The following is a 15,797-nucleotide window of genomic DNA, read 5'->3' as shown; positions in this document are numbered from 1 at the left end:
AAGAGTGACTAAAAGGAAGGATTTGCTCATCCTACTGCTGAGAACGTAGCCTTACTTGTCAAGGAACGATAGTGACGAAGAGAAGTATTTGGCACGTTCCATGCAAAGGCTGTCAAAGAACGAGCGAAGCAAGTGATTTGAAACAGCCCACTGCTGAGAACGTAGCTAGGTGTATTAGATATATAGAATAATTAATGAGGGAATTAGATAATAAATGTATTATCTAATTCTTTTTTTATTTATGTACATACAAAAGTTTAGCATTGATATGGCAATAAATTTATAAATAATTATTAAAGTAGTATAGATTTAAGACAATTAGCACTTAGTTGGTATAAAATAGGAATTAACCTTTTTTAATTGTTTGATATTAGATATAATATAATTATATAAATAGAAAAAAAAGGGTTTAAATTGGGTAGTAAGAATGTACAAAAGGAAAAATACAAATAATGTAAAAGTTAAGATGAATGAAAAAGTAATAATAGCAATAGTATTTATATGTTTTATATTAACATTAACTTTTTCAGTAATATCATTTTATAAATCAAAACAAAATCAAGTAGGAATAATTGAAAAAAGCCTTGAAGATAATGGAAATCAATGTAAAGAATCTATTGAAGAATACTTTGAGTACAGTTTTAAAATCTTAAATTATTTGGCTAATAATGAAAATATCTATAACATGAATTGGGATGAACAATATTCATTTTTAAAGGGTCAGGAAACTTTATTAAATTTTGAACATTTTATAATAATGGACATGCTAGGTAATGGATATTATGTTAATAGAAATGAAGTTAAAGACCAATCTCATGAAGATTTTTTTCATGATGTCATAGATAATGAAAGATTTGTAACAGAGCCTTTCATGGAAGTTCATCAAAATAGATCAATAACTACATTAAGCGTATCTATATATAAAGGTAAAAAGAAGGTTGGAGCACTTTGTGGAGTAATTGATTTAAATAAAATATATAATATATTTAAAAATAAAGTTGTTGGAAAGAGTGGTTACAGCTTTTTAATTAATAATAATGGTGATTATGTAGCACATAAAGATATGCAATTTGTACATGACTCAAAAAATATTTTTGAAGATTTTGAAGGGAAATCTAATAACATAGATTTCTTAAGAGAAGGAATTAATAAAGGTGAAACGTCTTTAGGAAAAGTAAAATTAAATGGAGAGACATATTACGCAAACTTTAATCCATTAGATTCGGTTAAATGGAATGCTGTATTTTTAATTCCAAAGGATGAAGTATTATCAGGATTCAATAAATTTGTAATATTTCAATTATTGGCTCTAACTTCTGGATTCTTATTAATTATTTTTGGAGTGAGAATAATTTATAAGAATATTGAAAATCATAGGTTAGCTTATACAGATGGATTAACAAATACAAATAATAGAGCAGCAGTAGATATAAAATTTAAGGAGTTAGACAACAAGTATAAATCTAATATAACAATAATATCATTTGATTTAAATAATTTTAAATATGTTAATGATAATTTTGGACATCATATAGGAGATGAATTACTAATTAAATTTGCAGGTATACTTCAAGAAACATTAGGAAGCATAGGATTTGTTGGAAGAATGGGCGGAGATGAGTTTATAGCAATTTTAAATAATATTGATATAGAAGTAATTAAGTCAAAGATAGATGATATGAAAGAAAAAATAGAAGATTATAATTATAATAAAATTTGTAAATTAGAAATTTCTTATGGATATTTTAATAGAGGTAATGGTGATAAAAGACCTCTAATTGAAATATATAAAGAAGCTGATAAGAAAATGTATGTGTTTAAAAAGCAAATAAAAAGCATATAGCAAATGTAAGAATGAACATAGTAGTAATATTATGTTCATTTTTATATTTATAAAAGATAAGGATAATCACTATTAATAAATAGTAATAATATTAGGAATTTTTATATATTATTATAGTAGCTTATATAATAATATATGAAAGATATATACAGTATGGATGATGGTAAAATATTACAAAGCATGATATAATTTAAGCTGTATAATTTTAGTCTTATTTAGATTACTATAATTTCAAGTTTATAAAATAAAGTTATTTACTTTTAATATAAGGCAGTTTGTAGGTGAGTTATGAATAATAGAAAAGATGTGCATACAGCATTGCAAGAGAGCTTTAAAAATTTAATACTGAAGCATAGCTTTGATAAGATAACTATTAAGATGATAACTGATGCTGCAGGGTTTATAAGACCAACATTTTATAATCATTATGCAGATAAGTATGAAGTTTTAGAGGAAATTTGCTATGAAGATATATTTAAAGGAAGCGAAATGTTAATAGAAAGCAAAATGCCTTATGAAGCTATACATTATATGTTTTCAAGAATAGAAAGTAATAAGAGCTTTTACTTACAAGCAGTTAAGGTAACAGGGCAGAACTCTTTTGAGGAAATTATTAATAGTAATTTAGTTAAAATGTTTAAAAAGTTATTTGAGGAATATGGAACCAGTAACGAAAAAAATGAAAAATTTTCAGTAGGTGATATTGCAGAATACTATTCAAGGGGATTAACATTTATAATTAAAAGATGGATAGAGGAAGGAGTAAGTATTTCTGCAAAAGAATTGTCTAATAAGTATAAAGTGTTAGTGACTAACTCATTAGATGATATAGTTAACGATTTAAATTAATAATGTAATATATAAAATATGGACCACTTAGGTGTAATTAGTGCACTTAAGTGGTCTATTAATTTCTATATTATATTTAATATACATTTTTAAGTGTTTGTATATTAAAAATTACAAATTATTATTATTGTTTATTTATAAATACAAATGAGTAATATTATAGATTCCTTTATTTGGATATAAAGACTAAAATAAAAAATATGAGGAGGGAAGTAGATGAATGAGATTATGGGAAATAATTATAGTTTCTGTAGGACTAGCATTAGATGCATTTACTGTAGCAGTATGTAGGGGATCTACACAGGGAAATTTAAAAAAATCAACAGCATTATTAGTTGGTATAATATTTGGAGCAATTCAAACAATTATGTTAGCAGCTGGAATGATTATTGCATTATACCCTATGTTAAATATAAATAATGAAAAAATCATATCAATAAATCAATGGTTTTCAGCAATAATATTATTTTATTTAGGTATAAAATTTTTTAGAAATGCATTTAAGGTTAATAAATATAATGAAAGGAGAGAAGAATTTTTTGGATATAAAGGTAGTGTAGGATTGGCACTAGCGACAAGTATAGATGCATTTATTTTAGGAATAGGATTTGGCTTATTGAGAACAGAAATTATAAGTAATATTTTAATTTTATTTATAGTAACAAGTATATTAGTTACTATTGGTTTATGGGTTGGATACTGTATGGGCAACAAATATAAAAAACAAATAGATATTTGTGGGGGAATTATTCTTTTAGCTATTGGTATAAAAATTATATGTAATTATTTTAATATTATTTGAAAGGGAGAGATATTTAAATGTTAAGTCCAAAATATAAAATTCAACAATTTGCATTAAAACAAGTCTTAGGATATTTAAAGAAAGATCCGGAAAAGAATTTACCTAAAATAATTGAATGGATTAGAAAGTTTGATACAGAAAAAATATATGTTGATCAATATGATATGATAGAAGGATATTTAAAAGATCCAGAAAATAACTGGACTAAACTAATGTGTAACATAATCAATAATGTACATCCAAACATAGTTCAAACAGTATTTACTAATTTCCTATTAAATGCATCTATTAGAGGTTGGGCTGAAATACAAAGAAATAAAGATAAGTATGGCCATGAAATACCATTTACAATATTAGTAGATCCAACTACAGCTTGTAATAAGCATTGTGTAGGATGTTGGGCAGCAGATTACAATAAGGCTTTAAATTTAAGCTATGAACAACTAGATAAGCTATTTACAGAAGGAAAGGAATTAGGAATATACTTCTATATAATGACTGGTGGAGAACCATTAGTAAGAAAGAGTGATATATTAAAGCTTGCTAAAAAGCATAATGATTGTGTATTTATGTTCTTCACAAATGGTACATTAATAGACCAAAAATTCTGTGATGATTTAATTGAAGTTGGCAATTTAGTACCGACAATTAGTGTTGAAGGATTTGATGATGCTACAGATGGAAGAAGAGGGGAAGGCTCTTGGAAAGATATAATGAGAGCTATGGAGCTTATGAAATCTAATAGAATTCCATTTGGATTCTCAACTTGCTTTACAACAGCTAATTGCGATAGCGTTCTTTCAGAAGAATTTATTGATTTAATGATAGATAAAGGGGCATATTTCTCTTGGTATTTCACATTTATGCCAATAGGCTGTAAAACAGATACATCATTAATGGCAAATCCAGATCAAAGAGAAAAATTATATAGAACTATAAGGGGCTGGCGTAGTACTAAAGCTATATTTAATATGGATTTCTGGCATGATGCTGAATATGTTGGAGGATGTGTTGCAGGAGGAAGAAGATACTGCCATATAAATGCAAATGGTGATGTAGAGCCTTGTGTATTCTGCCATTATTCAAATGCAAATATAAAAGATGTATCTTTAATAGAAGCTTTAGGTCAACCATTATTTATGGAATATCAAAAGAATCAACCATTTAATCAAAATCAATTCAGACCATGTCCAATATTAGATAATGCACCTAAGATAGCAGAAATGGTTAAAAATTCAGGTGCTAAATCTACTGAATTTATAGATCCAGAAAATGTAGATGATTTATGTAAGAAGACTATAAATTATGGATTAACATGGGCTAAGAGAGCAGAGCCATTATGGAAAGAAAATCTAGAAAATAAACAAAAAGCTAAGGAAGAAAAGAATAAAAAAGAAAATAATGATTGTTTAATTAAAAATTAGTTTGTGTAGGCAGTAAGGAAACTTACTGCCTATTTTTTGAATAAAATTTAGTTATTTTGGAATAATTTTTAATATGAATCTTTTTTAGATTCATGTGCTTTGCTGTTAGTAGTTTATTTATTATCAATAGCGCCCTAATAAAAAATATTAACAGCAAAGTCTTATCTATATTAGATAAAATAAATAGAATAGGAGTTACTTATGGATTTAGAAAAAAGCTTTTTAAAAACATTTTTAGGTAAATTTAAAGGTGTTTCTTTTAATGTAGAATTTTGGGATGGAGATGAAGTTAAGGTAGGTGAAGATAATCCAAAGTTTAAAATTATACTTCATAAACCATTAAAAAAGAAAGATATATTAACAAGTACTACATTAGCGTTTGGTGAAGCCTATATGAAAGGTGATATAGAAATAGAAGGTGATTTATTTACTGTATTTGATGAATTACTTAAATGCATAGATGAATTTTCAACTAACTTTGGAGCATTAACAAAGATATTTGGTGGATCAACTTCTATGAAGAAACAAAAAGAAGAAGTTACATCACATTATGATATAGGTAATGATTTTTATAAAATATGGTTAGATGATACATTAAGTTATTCTTGTGCTTATTTTAAGAAGTGTGATGATACTTTACATGATGCGCAAATGAATAAGATTCATCATATATTAAAGAAGTTAAATTTATCAGAAGGATTATCATTGCTTGATATAGGCTGTGGCTGGGGTGGATTATTAATAGAAGCAGCTAAACTCTATAAGGTAAAAGGATTAGGAATTACTTTAAGTGAAGAACAATACAAGGCATTTAAAGAAAGAATAGAAAGGGAAAACCTTCAAGATTATATAGATGTAAAAATAATGGATTATAGAGAACTATCCAAAAGTCATCTTAAATTTGATAGAGTAGTTAGTGTTGGAATGTTAGAGCATGTTGGAAGACCCAATTATGATTTGTTCTTTAAAAATGTAGATTCTGTATTAAAGAAAGGGGGATTATTCTTATTACATTATATAAGTGGTCTCCAAGAATCAGAGGGAGATGCATGGATTAAGAAGTATATATTCCCAGGTGGGGTTCTACCAAGTTTTAGAGAAATTATAAATATATCTGGTGATTATAAATATCATACAATAGATGTTGAAAGTTTAAGACTACATTATAAAAAGACATTATTAATGTGGGCTAAAAATTTTGATGATAACATAGATAAAATTAAGATAATGTTTGATGATGAATTTATTAGAATGTGGAGAATGTACTTATATGCATGTGCAGCTGTATTTAATAATGGTATAGTAGATTTACATCAAATATTATTTGTAAAAGGTGTTAATAATGAATTGCCAATGACAAGAGATTATATGTATAAATAAAAAAAGTGGCATAAGCCACTTTTTTTAACCCGAATATTTTAAAACACACTTAAATTATTGATATTTAATGTTATTCTCCAAGAATTTCGTTAATAGCATTTTTATAAGCATCAGCTTTTGCACCAAATATTGCTTGAACGCCGTTTCCAACTTCAACAACACCAGCAGCTCCAAGAGCTTTTAATTGATCCTTATTAACATTTGCTTTATCTTTAACTTCAACTCTTAATCTTGTGATACAAGCATCAACAGATACTATGTTTGCTTCTCCACCTAAAGCTTCTAATACTAGAGGAGCTTTTTCAGCTATTTCACCTTTAGCAGAAGTTTTTGCAGGAGCAGCTGCAGCACCGTTACCTTTTTCTTTTTGGTAATCAGCTTTTGTAAATAACTTAGTTTCTTCGTTATCTTCTTCTCTACCTGGAGTCTTTAAGTTTAACTTAGTAATTAAGAAGTAGAATACGAAGTAGTAAAGTACAGCATATACAGCACCAACAACAAGTACCCAGTACCAGTTAGTTGGAACACCAGCACCAGCTGGAAGTAAACCGAATAATGCGTAGTCAATTACACCACCAGAGAATGTCATACCTATAAATACGTTTAGTAAATCCATTAACATGAATGATAATCCAGCGAATACACAGTGTACAGCATATAATGCTGGAGCAACGAATAAGAATGTAAATTCTAATGGTTCAGTAATACCAGTTAAGAATGATGTTAAAGCAGCTGTAGCTAATAATGAACCAACAATTTTCTTCTTACTTGGTTTAGCAGCTTTGTACATAGCAAGTGCAGCACCAGGAAGACCGAACATCATGAATGGGAATTTACCAGCCATGAATCTAGTTGTTCCACTTATAACATCACTCATAGTTGAAGCAGAAGCACCAACTAAGCTTGACATACTTGATAATTGTACGAAGTATGCTGTGTTTGCACCAGCAACAGTTTGAACAGAACCATTAACTAAAACATTACCTTCAACTAATGAACTATACCAGAATGGAGTATAGAATACATGGTGTAATCCAAATGGTATTAAAGCTCTTTCTATTAATCCATAGAAGAATGTTCCGATTGCACCAGCATTTTTAACTAATGTAGATAATACACTGATACCATCTTGAACAACTGGCCAAGCAAATGCTAATATTGCACCAACAAATGCCATAGTAACAGCAGTAACTATAGGAACGAATCTTGATCCAGAGAAGAATCCTATAATAGCTGGTAATTGGATTGTGTGGAATTTATTGTGTAATAAAGCAGTAACTAAACCAGTAATTACACCACCGAATACTGACATGTTTAATGTAAATATACCAACATTAGTAGTAACATAAGTACCATATTTACCAACTGAGTCAGCAGTAACAACACCTAATTGAGTAACACCTAAAGCTAAAAGTGTAGATATAACTTGGTTCATAACTAAGAAACCAAATACAGCAGCTAAAGCAGCAGTACCTTTATCTTTTTTAGCTAGACCAACAGCAACACCAACAGCAAATAATATTGGTAAGTTACCGAATACGATATCCCCTACATTTTTCATAACTGTTAATATAGCAGTAACTGCTGGGATATTAACAACAGCAATTAATCCTTTGTATATTGCAGGAGCATCTTGTAAAGTTGCGATACCTAAGAACGCACCACCTATACCAAGTAAGATACCTGCAATTGGAAGAGCAGCAATTGGAAGCATTATAGCTTTACCAATTCTTTGTAGAAATTGCATCATTTTATTATTCCTCCTAAAATCTATAGTTTTTTAATAAATTAAATATAATAGCATGGGACTAAATGTAATGTTTTAAATTAAACAATAAAAAAAGGCCCAAATATCTATAAATTATATAATTATCCCATAAGTATTATTTGAGATATAATAATAATTTATACATATTTAAGCCTTGCCTGCATCACCAGTAACACGCTCGTTATTCGATTACATTAGTTATAATAGCATAGTAAAAAACTGCTGTAAAGGATTTTTATAAAAAAATTTTTTTATAAAGGGAAAAAATGTAATAAACAATAAGTATAAATAACAAAATGATAAAATCCTAGAAAAATACATTGAGAATAATATATTTTTTTTGTAAAATGATTATTATTAAACAATAGGGGGGAGACAGAATGTCATACATATTTTCATATGCATTATTAATAGCTTCAGTATATTGTTCATATAAATTAGCTAAAGAAAAATCTCAAAGTCATATTGTTTGGCCAATAGTTACTGTAATTTTAGGACCAGCAATATTTATTATTCAATATTTAGTGACATTATTTAAGGAAAAGAAAATGATTTAATTTAATTAAAGCTGTGGGTTATATTAAGTATAAATATTTTAATGTAATCCACAGCTTATTTTTATATTTAAGTAAATAATTTATATGTTAAAAATGATTAATATGTGGATTGCTAATAATATATATAAGAAAAGTTATCCACAAAATGTGGATAACTTTTAAAAAGTGTTGAAAACTTTTTCCAAAGTATTGACACAATATATTAGGGTACTACAAAAATTAATAACTATATAGGGGGTAATGTAAAAAAAACAAGCAGTTTGTAGAATAAAAAAAATCGAACAAGCATTCTTTTAAAAAGTTATCAACAATATTAACAGAATTGTGGACAAAATCTGTGGATAACCCGATATTTAAGTAATTATTCGGATAAAAACATATGAATATATAATTATAGGTTGTGGATAACTATTATTAAGAGATATAATAAATCTTAAATAATAATAGAAAAAAGACATAATTTGTAAGGATTTGAGGAGAAAACATGAAATATAATAAAAAAATAGTAACAGCAGAATTTATAAGCAGACCAAATAGATTTAATGCAGTAGTTAAATTAAATAGAGAAGAGATTACTGTACATGTACCTAATACAGGAAGATGTAGGGAACTTCTTATACCAGGGTGTACAGTTTTTCTAAGAGAAGAACTAAATCCTACTAGGAAGACCCCCTATGATTTAGTGGCAGTATATAAGGAAGATAAATTAATAAGTATAGATTCACAGATACCTAATAAAGTAGTTGAAGAAGCATTAAAAAATGGTAAGGTAAAAGAACTTAGTCAGTATACTAAAATTTTGAGAGAAAAAACTTTTGGAAAAAGCCGATTTGATTTTAAGATTTCAAATGATGAAAATGAAGAATATTTTTTAGAGGTAAAGGGAGTAACTTTAGAGGATAAGGGATATGCAAGATTTCCAGATGCACCGACAGAAAGAGGAGCAAAGCATTTATTAGAATTAGTAGAAGCTAAAAAGCAAGGGTATGGTGCTGGAGCAATGTTCTTAATTCAGTTAAAAGATGTTAATAAATTCTCACCAAATGATGAAAGGGATCAGGAGTTTGGTAAGGCTCTTAGATTTGCAAAAGAAAATGGTGTAGATATTTTTGCGTATAATTGCATAGTTACTGAAGATGGAATCGAGATAAATGAACCAGTTGAAATAATACTTTAATCAGTTACAAGTGACAGGTGACAAGTTAAGAATGAAACTCTTGGAAGTTTCTTTAAAAAAATAGCTTCAATCATTTTAATTATTGAAGCTATTTTTTTATTTTAATTTAGCCATAGCTAAATTTATTCTTTAACTTGCAATTTGAAACTTATCATTCTAAACTAATGAAGCTTGTCACTTATCAGTTGAAATTTCTCAATTGCTAAAATTGAGACTTTAAACTAACAAAGGTTGTTATTTATAAATGATGAATTTCTAACTTTCTTCTCTAATAATACTAATGGTTAATACATTATCAATATAAGTAACTTTAGCTGAATTTATCATCATTCCTACTAATGTAAGCTCAGTATCAAACTCACACTCACCGCCTAAGTTCCAATAATAATTTTCTACTTCACGTTGCCTTGGAGTATTTAATATATCTATTAAAGATTCTAATTCATCTTTTGAAATATTATCTATTTTACCATAAATATTAAAGTAAGAATTCTTAGAATCAGAATTTAAATCAATATGAACATCGGTAGTTCCAAATTTGTAAAAGTAAGCAATTAATTCGTTAATGATTTTAATGTTTTTTTCAATTTTAAATTTCATAAGTTAAATCTCCTTTTTGAAGGTGGTTATTAACGGAATTAATATCATTGCTACAAAGCCGCCTGCTAAACCATTATTATAAAGATTAAGCCCACCATGCAAATATCCTATATTTGTTACTATATTAACGTGAATTACACCAGCTAGTATACCATATTTCCAACCAAATTTACCACATATAGGAGCTAAAGTTGTAGAAAATAATATTGATAATAGCAAAGAGGGTGAAGTGATAGGATTTACATTGAATAAAGCAGCAATACTTGCTCCAATAACAACAGGAATTGTGTTTTTTATGTTTTTTCCAAAGGCACCAAATCCAATTATAGTGAAAATACCGCATATTGTAGCTCCATTTAAGTCACCACCAATAAGTACAACAAAAAGAGTAGCAAGTATTCCTAATATACCCATATTTATATAAGTTGTTTCACCAAAAAGGATATAAAAATCACTAATAAGTCTACCAGTTTGTTTATTTATAGTGGATAAAGTAGATTTCTTATTTTTGCCACGAATTAATCCAACTATAATTAAGTAAAAACAACATATCATTAATAGAATAAATAATATTTTATTAGAACCACTATGCCAAATTAATCTTGAATCAAAATTTACTCCAAAGCTCCTTAATATAGACATCAATAAAGTGGCAAGTAATCCACTAGCAAAGCCTATATTGTATAAGTTATATCCATTATGAGCTTTAATGCTATGAGAGGCTATAGGTGGTAATATAAAGCCAACTAAAACCCCAAGTAATATTCCAATTAGAAAGTCTATTGGAGTGGATAAATGATCTCCAAAGCTTATTTGACTAACTATAGGAGAAAGGCTAGTCCCAAGTATTGCTACTAAAATATAATTAAGAAAAGGTTCCTTTTGATATCTTGAGAATAAGTAAACTCCTAAAATAATAGGCCATATATTAAAAATGTTCTTACCTAAAAAAGAAAAGCCAGTCATAAGCCATAAAGACATAATTGTTGACCCATTAGGTTTAATACCGTTAATCATTAAAAGTGAAATGGATAATAAACTAGTTAATGATGCATTAACTAAAGCGGCACCAATTCCGCCAAGTTCCATATAATCTGTTATTAGTATATCAGAAGAAAATATTATTCTTTTTAATCCTTGATAGATTTCCAGTGGAGAAGCTAAGAAGAATGCAAAAATAATGAATAATAAATACAAAAAGGAAAGGATTACATATGGGGGATAATAATTTTTAAAAGATTTCATTAAAACACCTCATAAGTCAAATTATAAATTTTAAATATATTGAAGTGAACTAATATTCCTAATTTAAAAGCTAGTTAATAGAAAATAAATACAATGTGCTCATTCAACGTTAGGAAAAGAAGTTACTTCTAACATAAAATACTATATTGCATATTTATTAATATTTTATCAAATTTTATTTGTTTTTTATATATAAAGTGTTAACTTTTAGTTCAATTTGTTTTAAAGTTCTTTAAATCTTGAATTAAACTAGTATAATTATATTTATAAAACAAGTAATAGGAGTGTTAAGATGGAGATTAAAAAGCATAAAACTGTACCTGAAATAAAAGGTATCTTAAGAAGTCATGTTATTGAAGTACCTTCATGTATTAGAGATTGTTCAGGAATAAAAATATTTGGTAAAAGAATAAAATCTTTATTATTTACAACTGATGTTGCAATTATTAGGAATACAAATGCAGATGCTATTATAGCTGTATATCCATTTACTCCTCAACCGTTAATAACAGCAGCTTTAGTAATGGCTGCAGATGTACCAGTTTTTTGTGGAGTTGGAGGAGGAATAACTCAAGGTAAAAGAGTTGTTAATTTAGCATTAGATGCAGAGTTTAAAGGGGCAATGGGAGTAGTTGTTAATTCACCTACGTCAAATGAGGTTGTTTCAAAAATTAAAGAAACTATAGATATACCATTAATAGTGACGGTAGTATCTATTCACGAAAATATAAGAGAAAGAATAGAAGCAGGAGCTACTATATTAAATGTTTCAGGTGGTAAAAACACTCCAGAGATAGTTAAAAAGATAAAGGACGAGTTCCCAGATTTTCCAGTTATAGCTACAGGAGGGCCAAATGAAGAAACAATAAGAAAAACAATAGAAGCAGGAGCAAATGCAATAACTTATACACCACCAGCAAATGGTGATACTATGAGTAATCTTATGGATAAATATAGAAGTGAATAATTAAAATGGAATAAAAAATAAAATATGGTTGAATAATTCAATTAATATGGTATCATATTAATAACGATGTACATATGATATATGAATGAAACTTTTAAGCATAACAGAGAAAAGTGAGTTTAATTATTTAAGAGAAAATTTAATAGAATACCTATGTTAGAGGTGCTGTTTATAAAGAGTAGTAAATAGGAGCTGGCGAGCTAAGATGATTTATGAAAGGTATGATGGCCGAAGGAATAATTTATGCAAAAAGTTATTTCTGGGTATGCATAGAATATATGTATAACTGTCACGAAAGTGGAGTGCTAAAAAGGTGCAATTATTCAATCAAGGGAATTGAATTTATTTTTGAATTAAAATTGCATTTTAATAAGTAAACTACCTCAATAGGTTTTCTATAGGGGTAGTTTTTTATTATTATTTTTATAAATTGGTAGTTTGTGAATATGGATAACAAAAGTAGTTTTAGTGAATAACCTATTAATGACGTCTATAATATCTAACTCCTAATTAATAATATTTTGGAGGTATAACAATGAAATTATTTGGGGCAATGGAAATTGAAAGTAATGAATTATGTATAGGAGGAATTAGCTGTAGTGATTTAGTTAAAGAATTTGGTTCACCGCTATATGTAATGGATGAAAATTTATTAATTAGCACATGCAAAAGTTATTATGATAATTTTAAGTGTAAAGAGAATCATAATAGAGTTGCATATGCAGGGAAGGCTTTTTTAACAAAGGCAATGTGTAAGCTTGTAAATGAGCAAGGACTTTATTTAGATGTAGTATCTGGGGGAGAATTATTTACAGCATATAAAGCGGGATTTCCTTTAAATAAAGTGTATTTTCATGGAAATAACAAAAGCAGAGGAGAAATTGAATTAGGAGTTAAACTTGGGGTTGGAAGATTTGTTGTAGATAATTTAGATGAAATGAAAATGCTAAATGAAGAGGCTGGAAAAAATAATATAAAGCAAGATATTTATTTAAGATTAACCCCTGGAATAGAAGCTCACACACATGATTATATTAAAACAGGACAAATAGATTCAAAATTTGGATTTGCACCTGTTGGAGAAACTATTATGAATGCAGTAAAACTTGCTTTAGATTGTGAAAATCTGAATTTAAAGGGCTTACATTGCCATATAGGATCTCAAATATTTGAAACAGAACCTTATAAGGATGCTGTTGAAATAATGATGAATTTTATGAAAGAAATTAAGGACCAAACAGGACATATAATACCTGAATTAGATTTAGGTGGTGGATTCGGTATACATTATACTGATGAAGATAAACCAAGAGAACCAAAGGAGTACTGTGAGGTAATATTAAATAAAGTTGATGAAGTTTGTTCAAGATTAAATATAGAAAGACCAATACTAACTATAGAACCAGGAAGGTCAATAGTTGGAAATGCAGGTATAACACTTTATACAATTGGAGCAATTAAGAATATTGAAGGTGTTAGGACTTATGTTTCTGTAGATGGAGGAATGACTGATAATATAAGACCTGCATTATATGGAGCTAAGTATGAAATGGCTATAGCTAATAAAATTGATGAAAAAGCTAATACTAGGGTTGCAATAGCAGGAAAGTGTTGCGAATCAGGAGATATATTTATTGAAGATATTTGTATACAAAAGCCAGAGATAGGAGATATATTAGCTGTATTTTCAACAGGAGCATATGGATTTTCAATGTCTAGTAATTATAATAAAAATCCTAAAGCACCAGTTGTATTTATTAAGGATGGAGTTGTAAGGCTTGTATCTAAGAGACAAAGTTATGAGGAACTTTTAGAGCTAGAAGTTTAGGTAGTTAAGAGTTAATAGTTAAGAGTTGAATTAAAAACTCCTTAGGAGTTTCTTTAAAAAATAGCCTAAATCATCGGAGATGATTTAGGCTATTTTGTTTTTAAATTCAGGTTGAGCTGAATTTATTCCTAAACTCTACACTTGTCATTTGCTACCTGTCAGTTATTAAGCTTGTCACTTACTAAGAGTGTTAGCTAAAAATATTTTCGCTTTAAGTTTCTCTTGTATTAATCTTACTAACAATGTTATTTTTATTTTATAGCTTAAAATTTTTTAATTATATTTAAGTATATAAATATTTTGAATCAGTATTATAAATTAAATACTTTGAAAGTATTAATAGTTAATATTTTAATATAACATTAAATTTTTTGTAACAGAAATGACATAATAACACTATATAATGAAGAGTGATACTATTAGTTATTAATGAAATGTGATATACTTATAAGCAGTTATTGAAATTATGGTAAGTTTCAATATAAATAAATTTAAAGTATATAGTTTATTTACTTGTTATTGACTTTACATCTTAAATAAAGATTAATAAACAGAGGGTATTAGTATGGGAAAAAAGAAATTTATAGTGGACAGAATAGAAGGAAATTCTATTGTTTTAGAAGATGAAAAACAGGGTATAATCTTAATAGATATAAATTTGTTTGATACTAAACCTAGTGAAGGCGATGTAGTAGTTGAGATTGATGATAATTCATTTAAGGTAAATGAAGACGCAACTAAAGAGCGAAAAAGTAATATAAATGCTTTAATGAAAGGTATGTGGGAAGAGTGAGCCAAGATGTAAAAAAAACGAACTTTTTTAATGATTGGATTGTACCAATAGTAGTAGCTGTAATATTAGCATTTTTAATTAATAGGTTTTTAATTTTTAAGGTTAAAATTCCATCAGAATCTATGGTTCCAACATTAAATGTTGGTGATAGATTGTTTGTTAGCAGAGTTTATAATCCAGAAAAGCTTAAGCGTGGTGAGATAGTAGTTTTTCATTCGGAAGAAAAAGATGAAGATATGATTAAAAGACTAATAGGATTACCAGGTGATAAAGTTATTATAAAAGATGGTGTGGTTAGCGTAAATGGAGAAACACTTCAAGAAAACTATATAGGAACCGCAGATAATTATACAGGTGAATTTGAAGTGCCAGAAGGTAAGTATTTCTTTTTAGGAGATAATAGATATTGGTCTTTAGATTCTAGATATTGGAATGATCCATATATTGATGGTAGTGAAATAAAAGGTAAAGCTCAAATAAAGGTATATCCATGGAAAGACTTTGGAAAAATAGAATAAGAGCTTATAAAAAGACATTAAGAGTTAGTAGGAGAAATAAAAAAGT

The 15,797-nt window shown here is 27.8% G+C and carries 14 protein-coding genes and 1 riboswitch; of the genes, 11 read left to right on the top strand and 3 right to left on the bottom strand.

The window, feature by feature from the left end:
- The first annotated feature begins 427 nt into the window (after positions 1-427).
- From ABUA17_RS08825 to ABUA17_RS08805, 5 genes are all read left to right on the top strand, one after another.
- A complete protein-coding gene (locus ABUA17_RS08825) occupies positions 428-1,843 on the top strand; it encodes a sensor domain-containing diguanylate cyclase (RefSeq protein ID WP_288161055.1) in 1,416 nt (471 codons plus the stop codon).
- 288 nt (positions 1,844-2,131) lie between these two features.
- Complete coding sequence (locus ABUA17_RS08820; protein WP_195952435.1) at positions 2,132-2,692, top strand: TetR/AcrR family transcriptional regulator C-terminal domain-containing protein; 561 nt, start codon at positions 2,132-2,134, stop codon at positions 2,690-2,692.
- Between the two features lie 220 nt (positions 2,693-2,912).
- Positions 2,913-3,494, top strand: coding sequence for a manganese efflux pump MntP (locus ABUA17_RS08815; protein ID WP_042397631.1), 582 nt, complete (start codon positions 2,913-2,915; stop codon positions 3,492-3,494).
- Positions 3,495-3,511: 17 nt separating this feature from the next.
- On the top strand, positions 3,512-4,918 hold the full coding sequence (locus tag ABUA17_RS08810; protein ID WP_055291531.1) for a radical SAM/SPASM domain-containing protein: 1,407 nt from the start codon (positions 3,512-3,514) through the stop codon (positions 4,916-4,918).
- 201 nt (positions 4,919-5,119) lie between these two features.
- The gene (locus ABUA17_RS08805; protein ID WP_288161056.1) at positions 5,120-6,298 is read left to right on the top strand and encodes an SAM-dependent methyltransferase; all 1,179 of its coding nucleotides are present in this window, start codon (positions 5,120-5,122) and stop codon (positions 6,296-6,298) included.
- A gap of 70 nt (positions 6,299-6,368) precedes the next feature.
- On the opposite strand, the gene ABUA17_RS08800 is transcribed toward ABUA17_RS08805, so the two are convergent.
- Positions 6,369-8,048 (bottom strand): PTS transporter subunit EIIC, encoded by a 1,680-nt coding sequence (locus ABUA17_RS08800; RefSeq protein WP_042397623.1) that lies wholly within the window; start codon positions 8,046-8,048, stop codon positions 6,369-6,371.
- A gap of 398 nt (positions 8,049-8,446) precedes the next feature.
- On the opposite strand from ABUA17_RS08800, the gene ABUA17_RS08795 reads away from it, so the two are divergent.
- Both ABUA17_RS08795 and sfsA read left to right on the top strand, forming a co-directional pair.
- The gene (locus ABUA17_RS08795) at positions 8,447-8,623 is read left to right on the top strand and encodes a hypothetical protein (protein WP_172676138.1); all 177 of its coding nucleotides are present in this window, start codon (positions 8,447-8,449) and stop codon (positions 8,621-8,623) included.
- A 484-nt stretch (positions 8,624-9,107) separates the two neighbouring features.
- The gene (sfsA, locus tag ABUA17_RS08790; protein WP_195951273.1) at positions 9,108-9,800 is read left to right on the top strand and encodes a DNA/RNA nuclease SfsA; all 693 of its coding nucleotides are present in this window, start codon (positions 9,108-9,110) and stop codon (positions 9,798-9,800) included.
- Positions 9,801-10,055: 255 nt separating this feature from the next.
- Here the strand turns inward: sfsA and ABUA17_RS08785 are convergent, their stop codons facing one another.
- Both ABUA17_RS08785 and ABUA17_RS08780 read right to left on the bottom strand, forming a co-directional pair.
- Positions 10,056-10,400 carry a hypothetical protein gene (locus ABUA17_RS08785; protein ID WP_042397617.1) on the bottom strand — a complete coding sequence of 115 codons (345 nt, stop codon included), beginning with the start codon at positions 10,398-10,400 and terminating at the stop codon, positions 10,056-10,058.
- A 3-nt stretch (positions 10,401-10,403) separates the two neighbouring features.
- Positions 10,404-11,645, bottom strand: a complete 1,242-nt coding sequence (locus ABUA17_RS08780) for a DUF1576 domain-containing protein (protein WP_195952718.1) — start codon at positions 11,643-11,645, stop codon at positions 10,404-10,406.
- Positions 11,646-11,937: 292 nt separating this feature from the next.
- Between ABUA17_RS08780 and ABUA17_RS08775 the strand changes: the two genes are divergently transcribed.
- The 4 genes from ABUA17_RS08775 (at position 11,938) to lepB (ending at position 15,751) form a co-directional block, all read left to right on the top strand.
- Positions 11,938-12,612, top strand: coding sequence for a beta/alpha barrel domain-containing protein (locus tag ABUA17_RS08775; protein ID WP_042397611.1), 675 nt, complete (start codon positions 11,938-11,940; stop codon positions 12,610-12,612).
- 149 nt (positions 12,613-12,761) lie between these two features.
- Positions 12,762-12,928, top strand: a riboswitch (Lysine riboswitch).
- A 219-nt stretch (positions 12,929-13,147) separates the two neighbouring features.
- Positions 13,148-14,440 carry a diaminopimelate decarboxylase gene (lysA, locus tag ABUA17_RS08770; RefSeq protein WP_042397607.1) on the top strand — a complete coding sequence of 431 codons (1,293 nt, stop codon included), beginning with the start codon at positions 13,148-13,150 and terminating at the stop codon, positions 14,438-14,440.
- 565 nt (positions 14,441-15,005) lie between these two features.
- Complete coding sequence (locus ABUA17_RS08765) at positions 15,006-15,233, top strand: DUF3006 domain-containing protein (protein ID WP_042397603.1); 228 nt, start codon at positions 15,006-15,008, stop codon at positions 15,231-15,233.
- A complete protein-coding gene (lepB, locus tag ABUA17_RS08760; protein WP_078061308.1) occupies positions 15,221-15,751 on the top strand; it encodes a signal peptidase I in 531 nt (176 codons plus the stop codon). The genes ABUA17_RS08765 and lepB overlap by 13 nt, the downstream gene beginning before the upstream one ends.
- The last annotated feature ends 46 nt before the right edge of the window (positions 15,752-15,797 follow it).

Origin of the sequence: Clostridium sp. RTP31139st1_H3_RTP31139_211217, from assembly GCF_040227035.1 — a bacterium.
Lineage (GTDB): Bacteria > Bacillota > Clostridia > Clostridiales > Clostridiaceae > Clostridium > Clostridium saudiense.
Note: the sequence above shows the minus strand (reverse complement) of the source record. Positions and strands in the feature narration are given on the sequence as shown.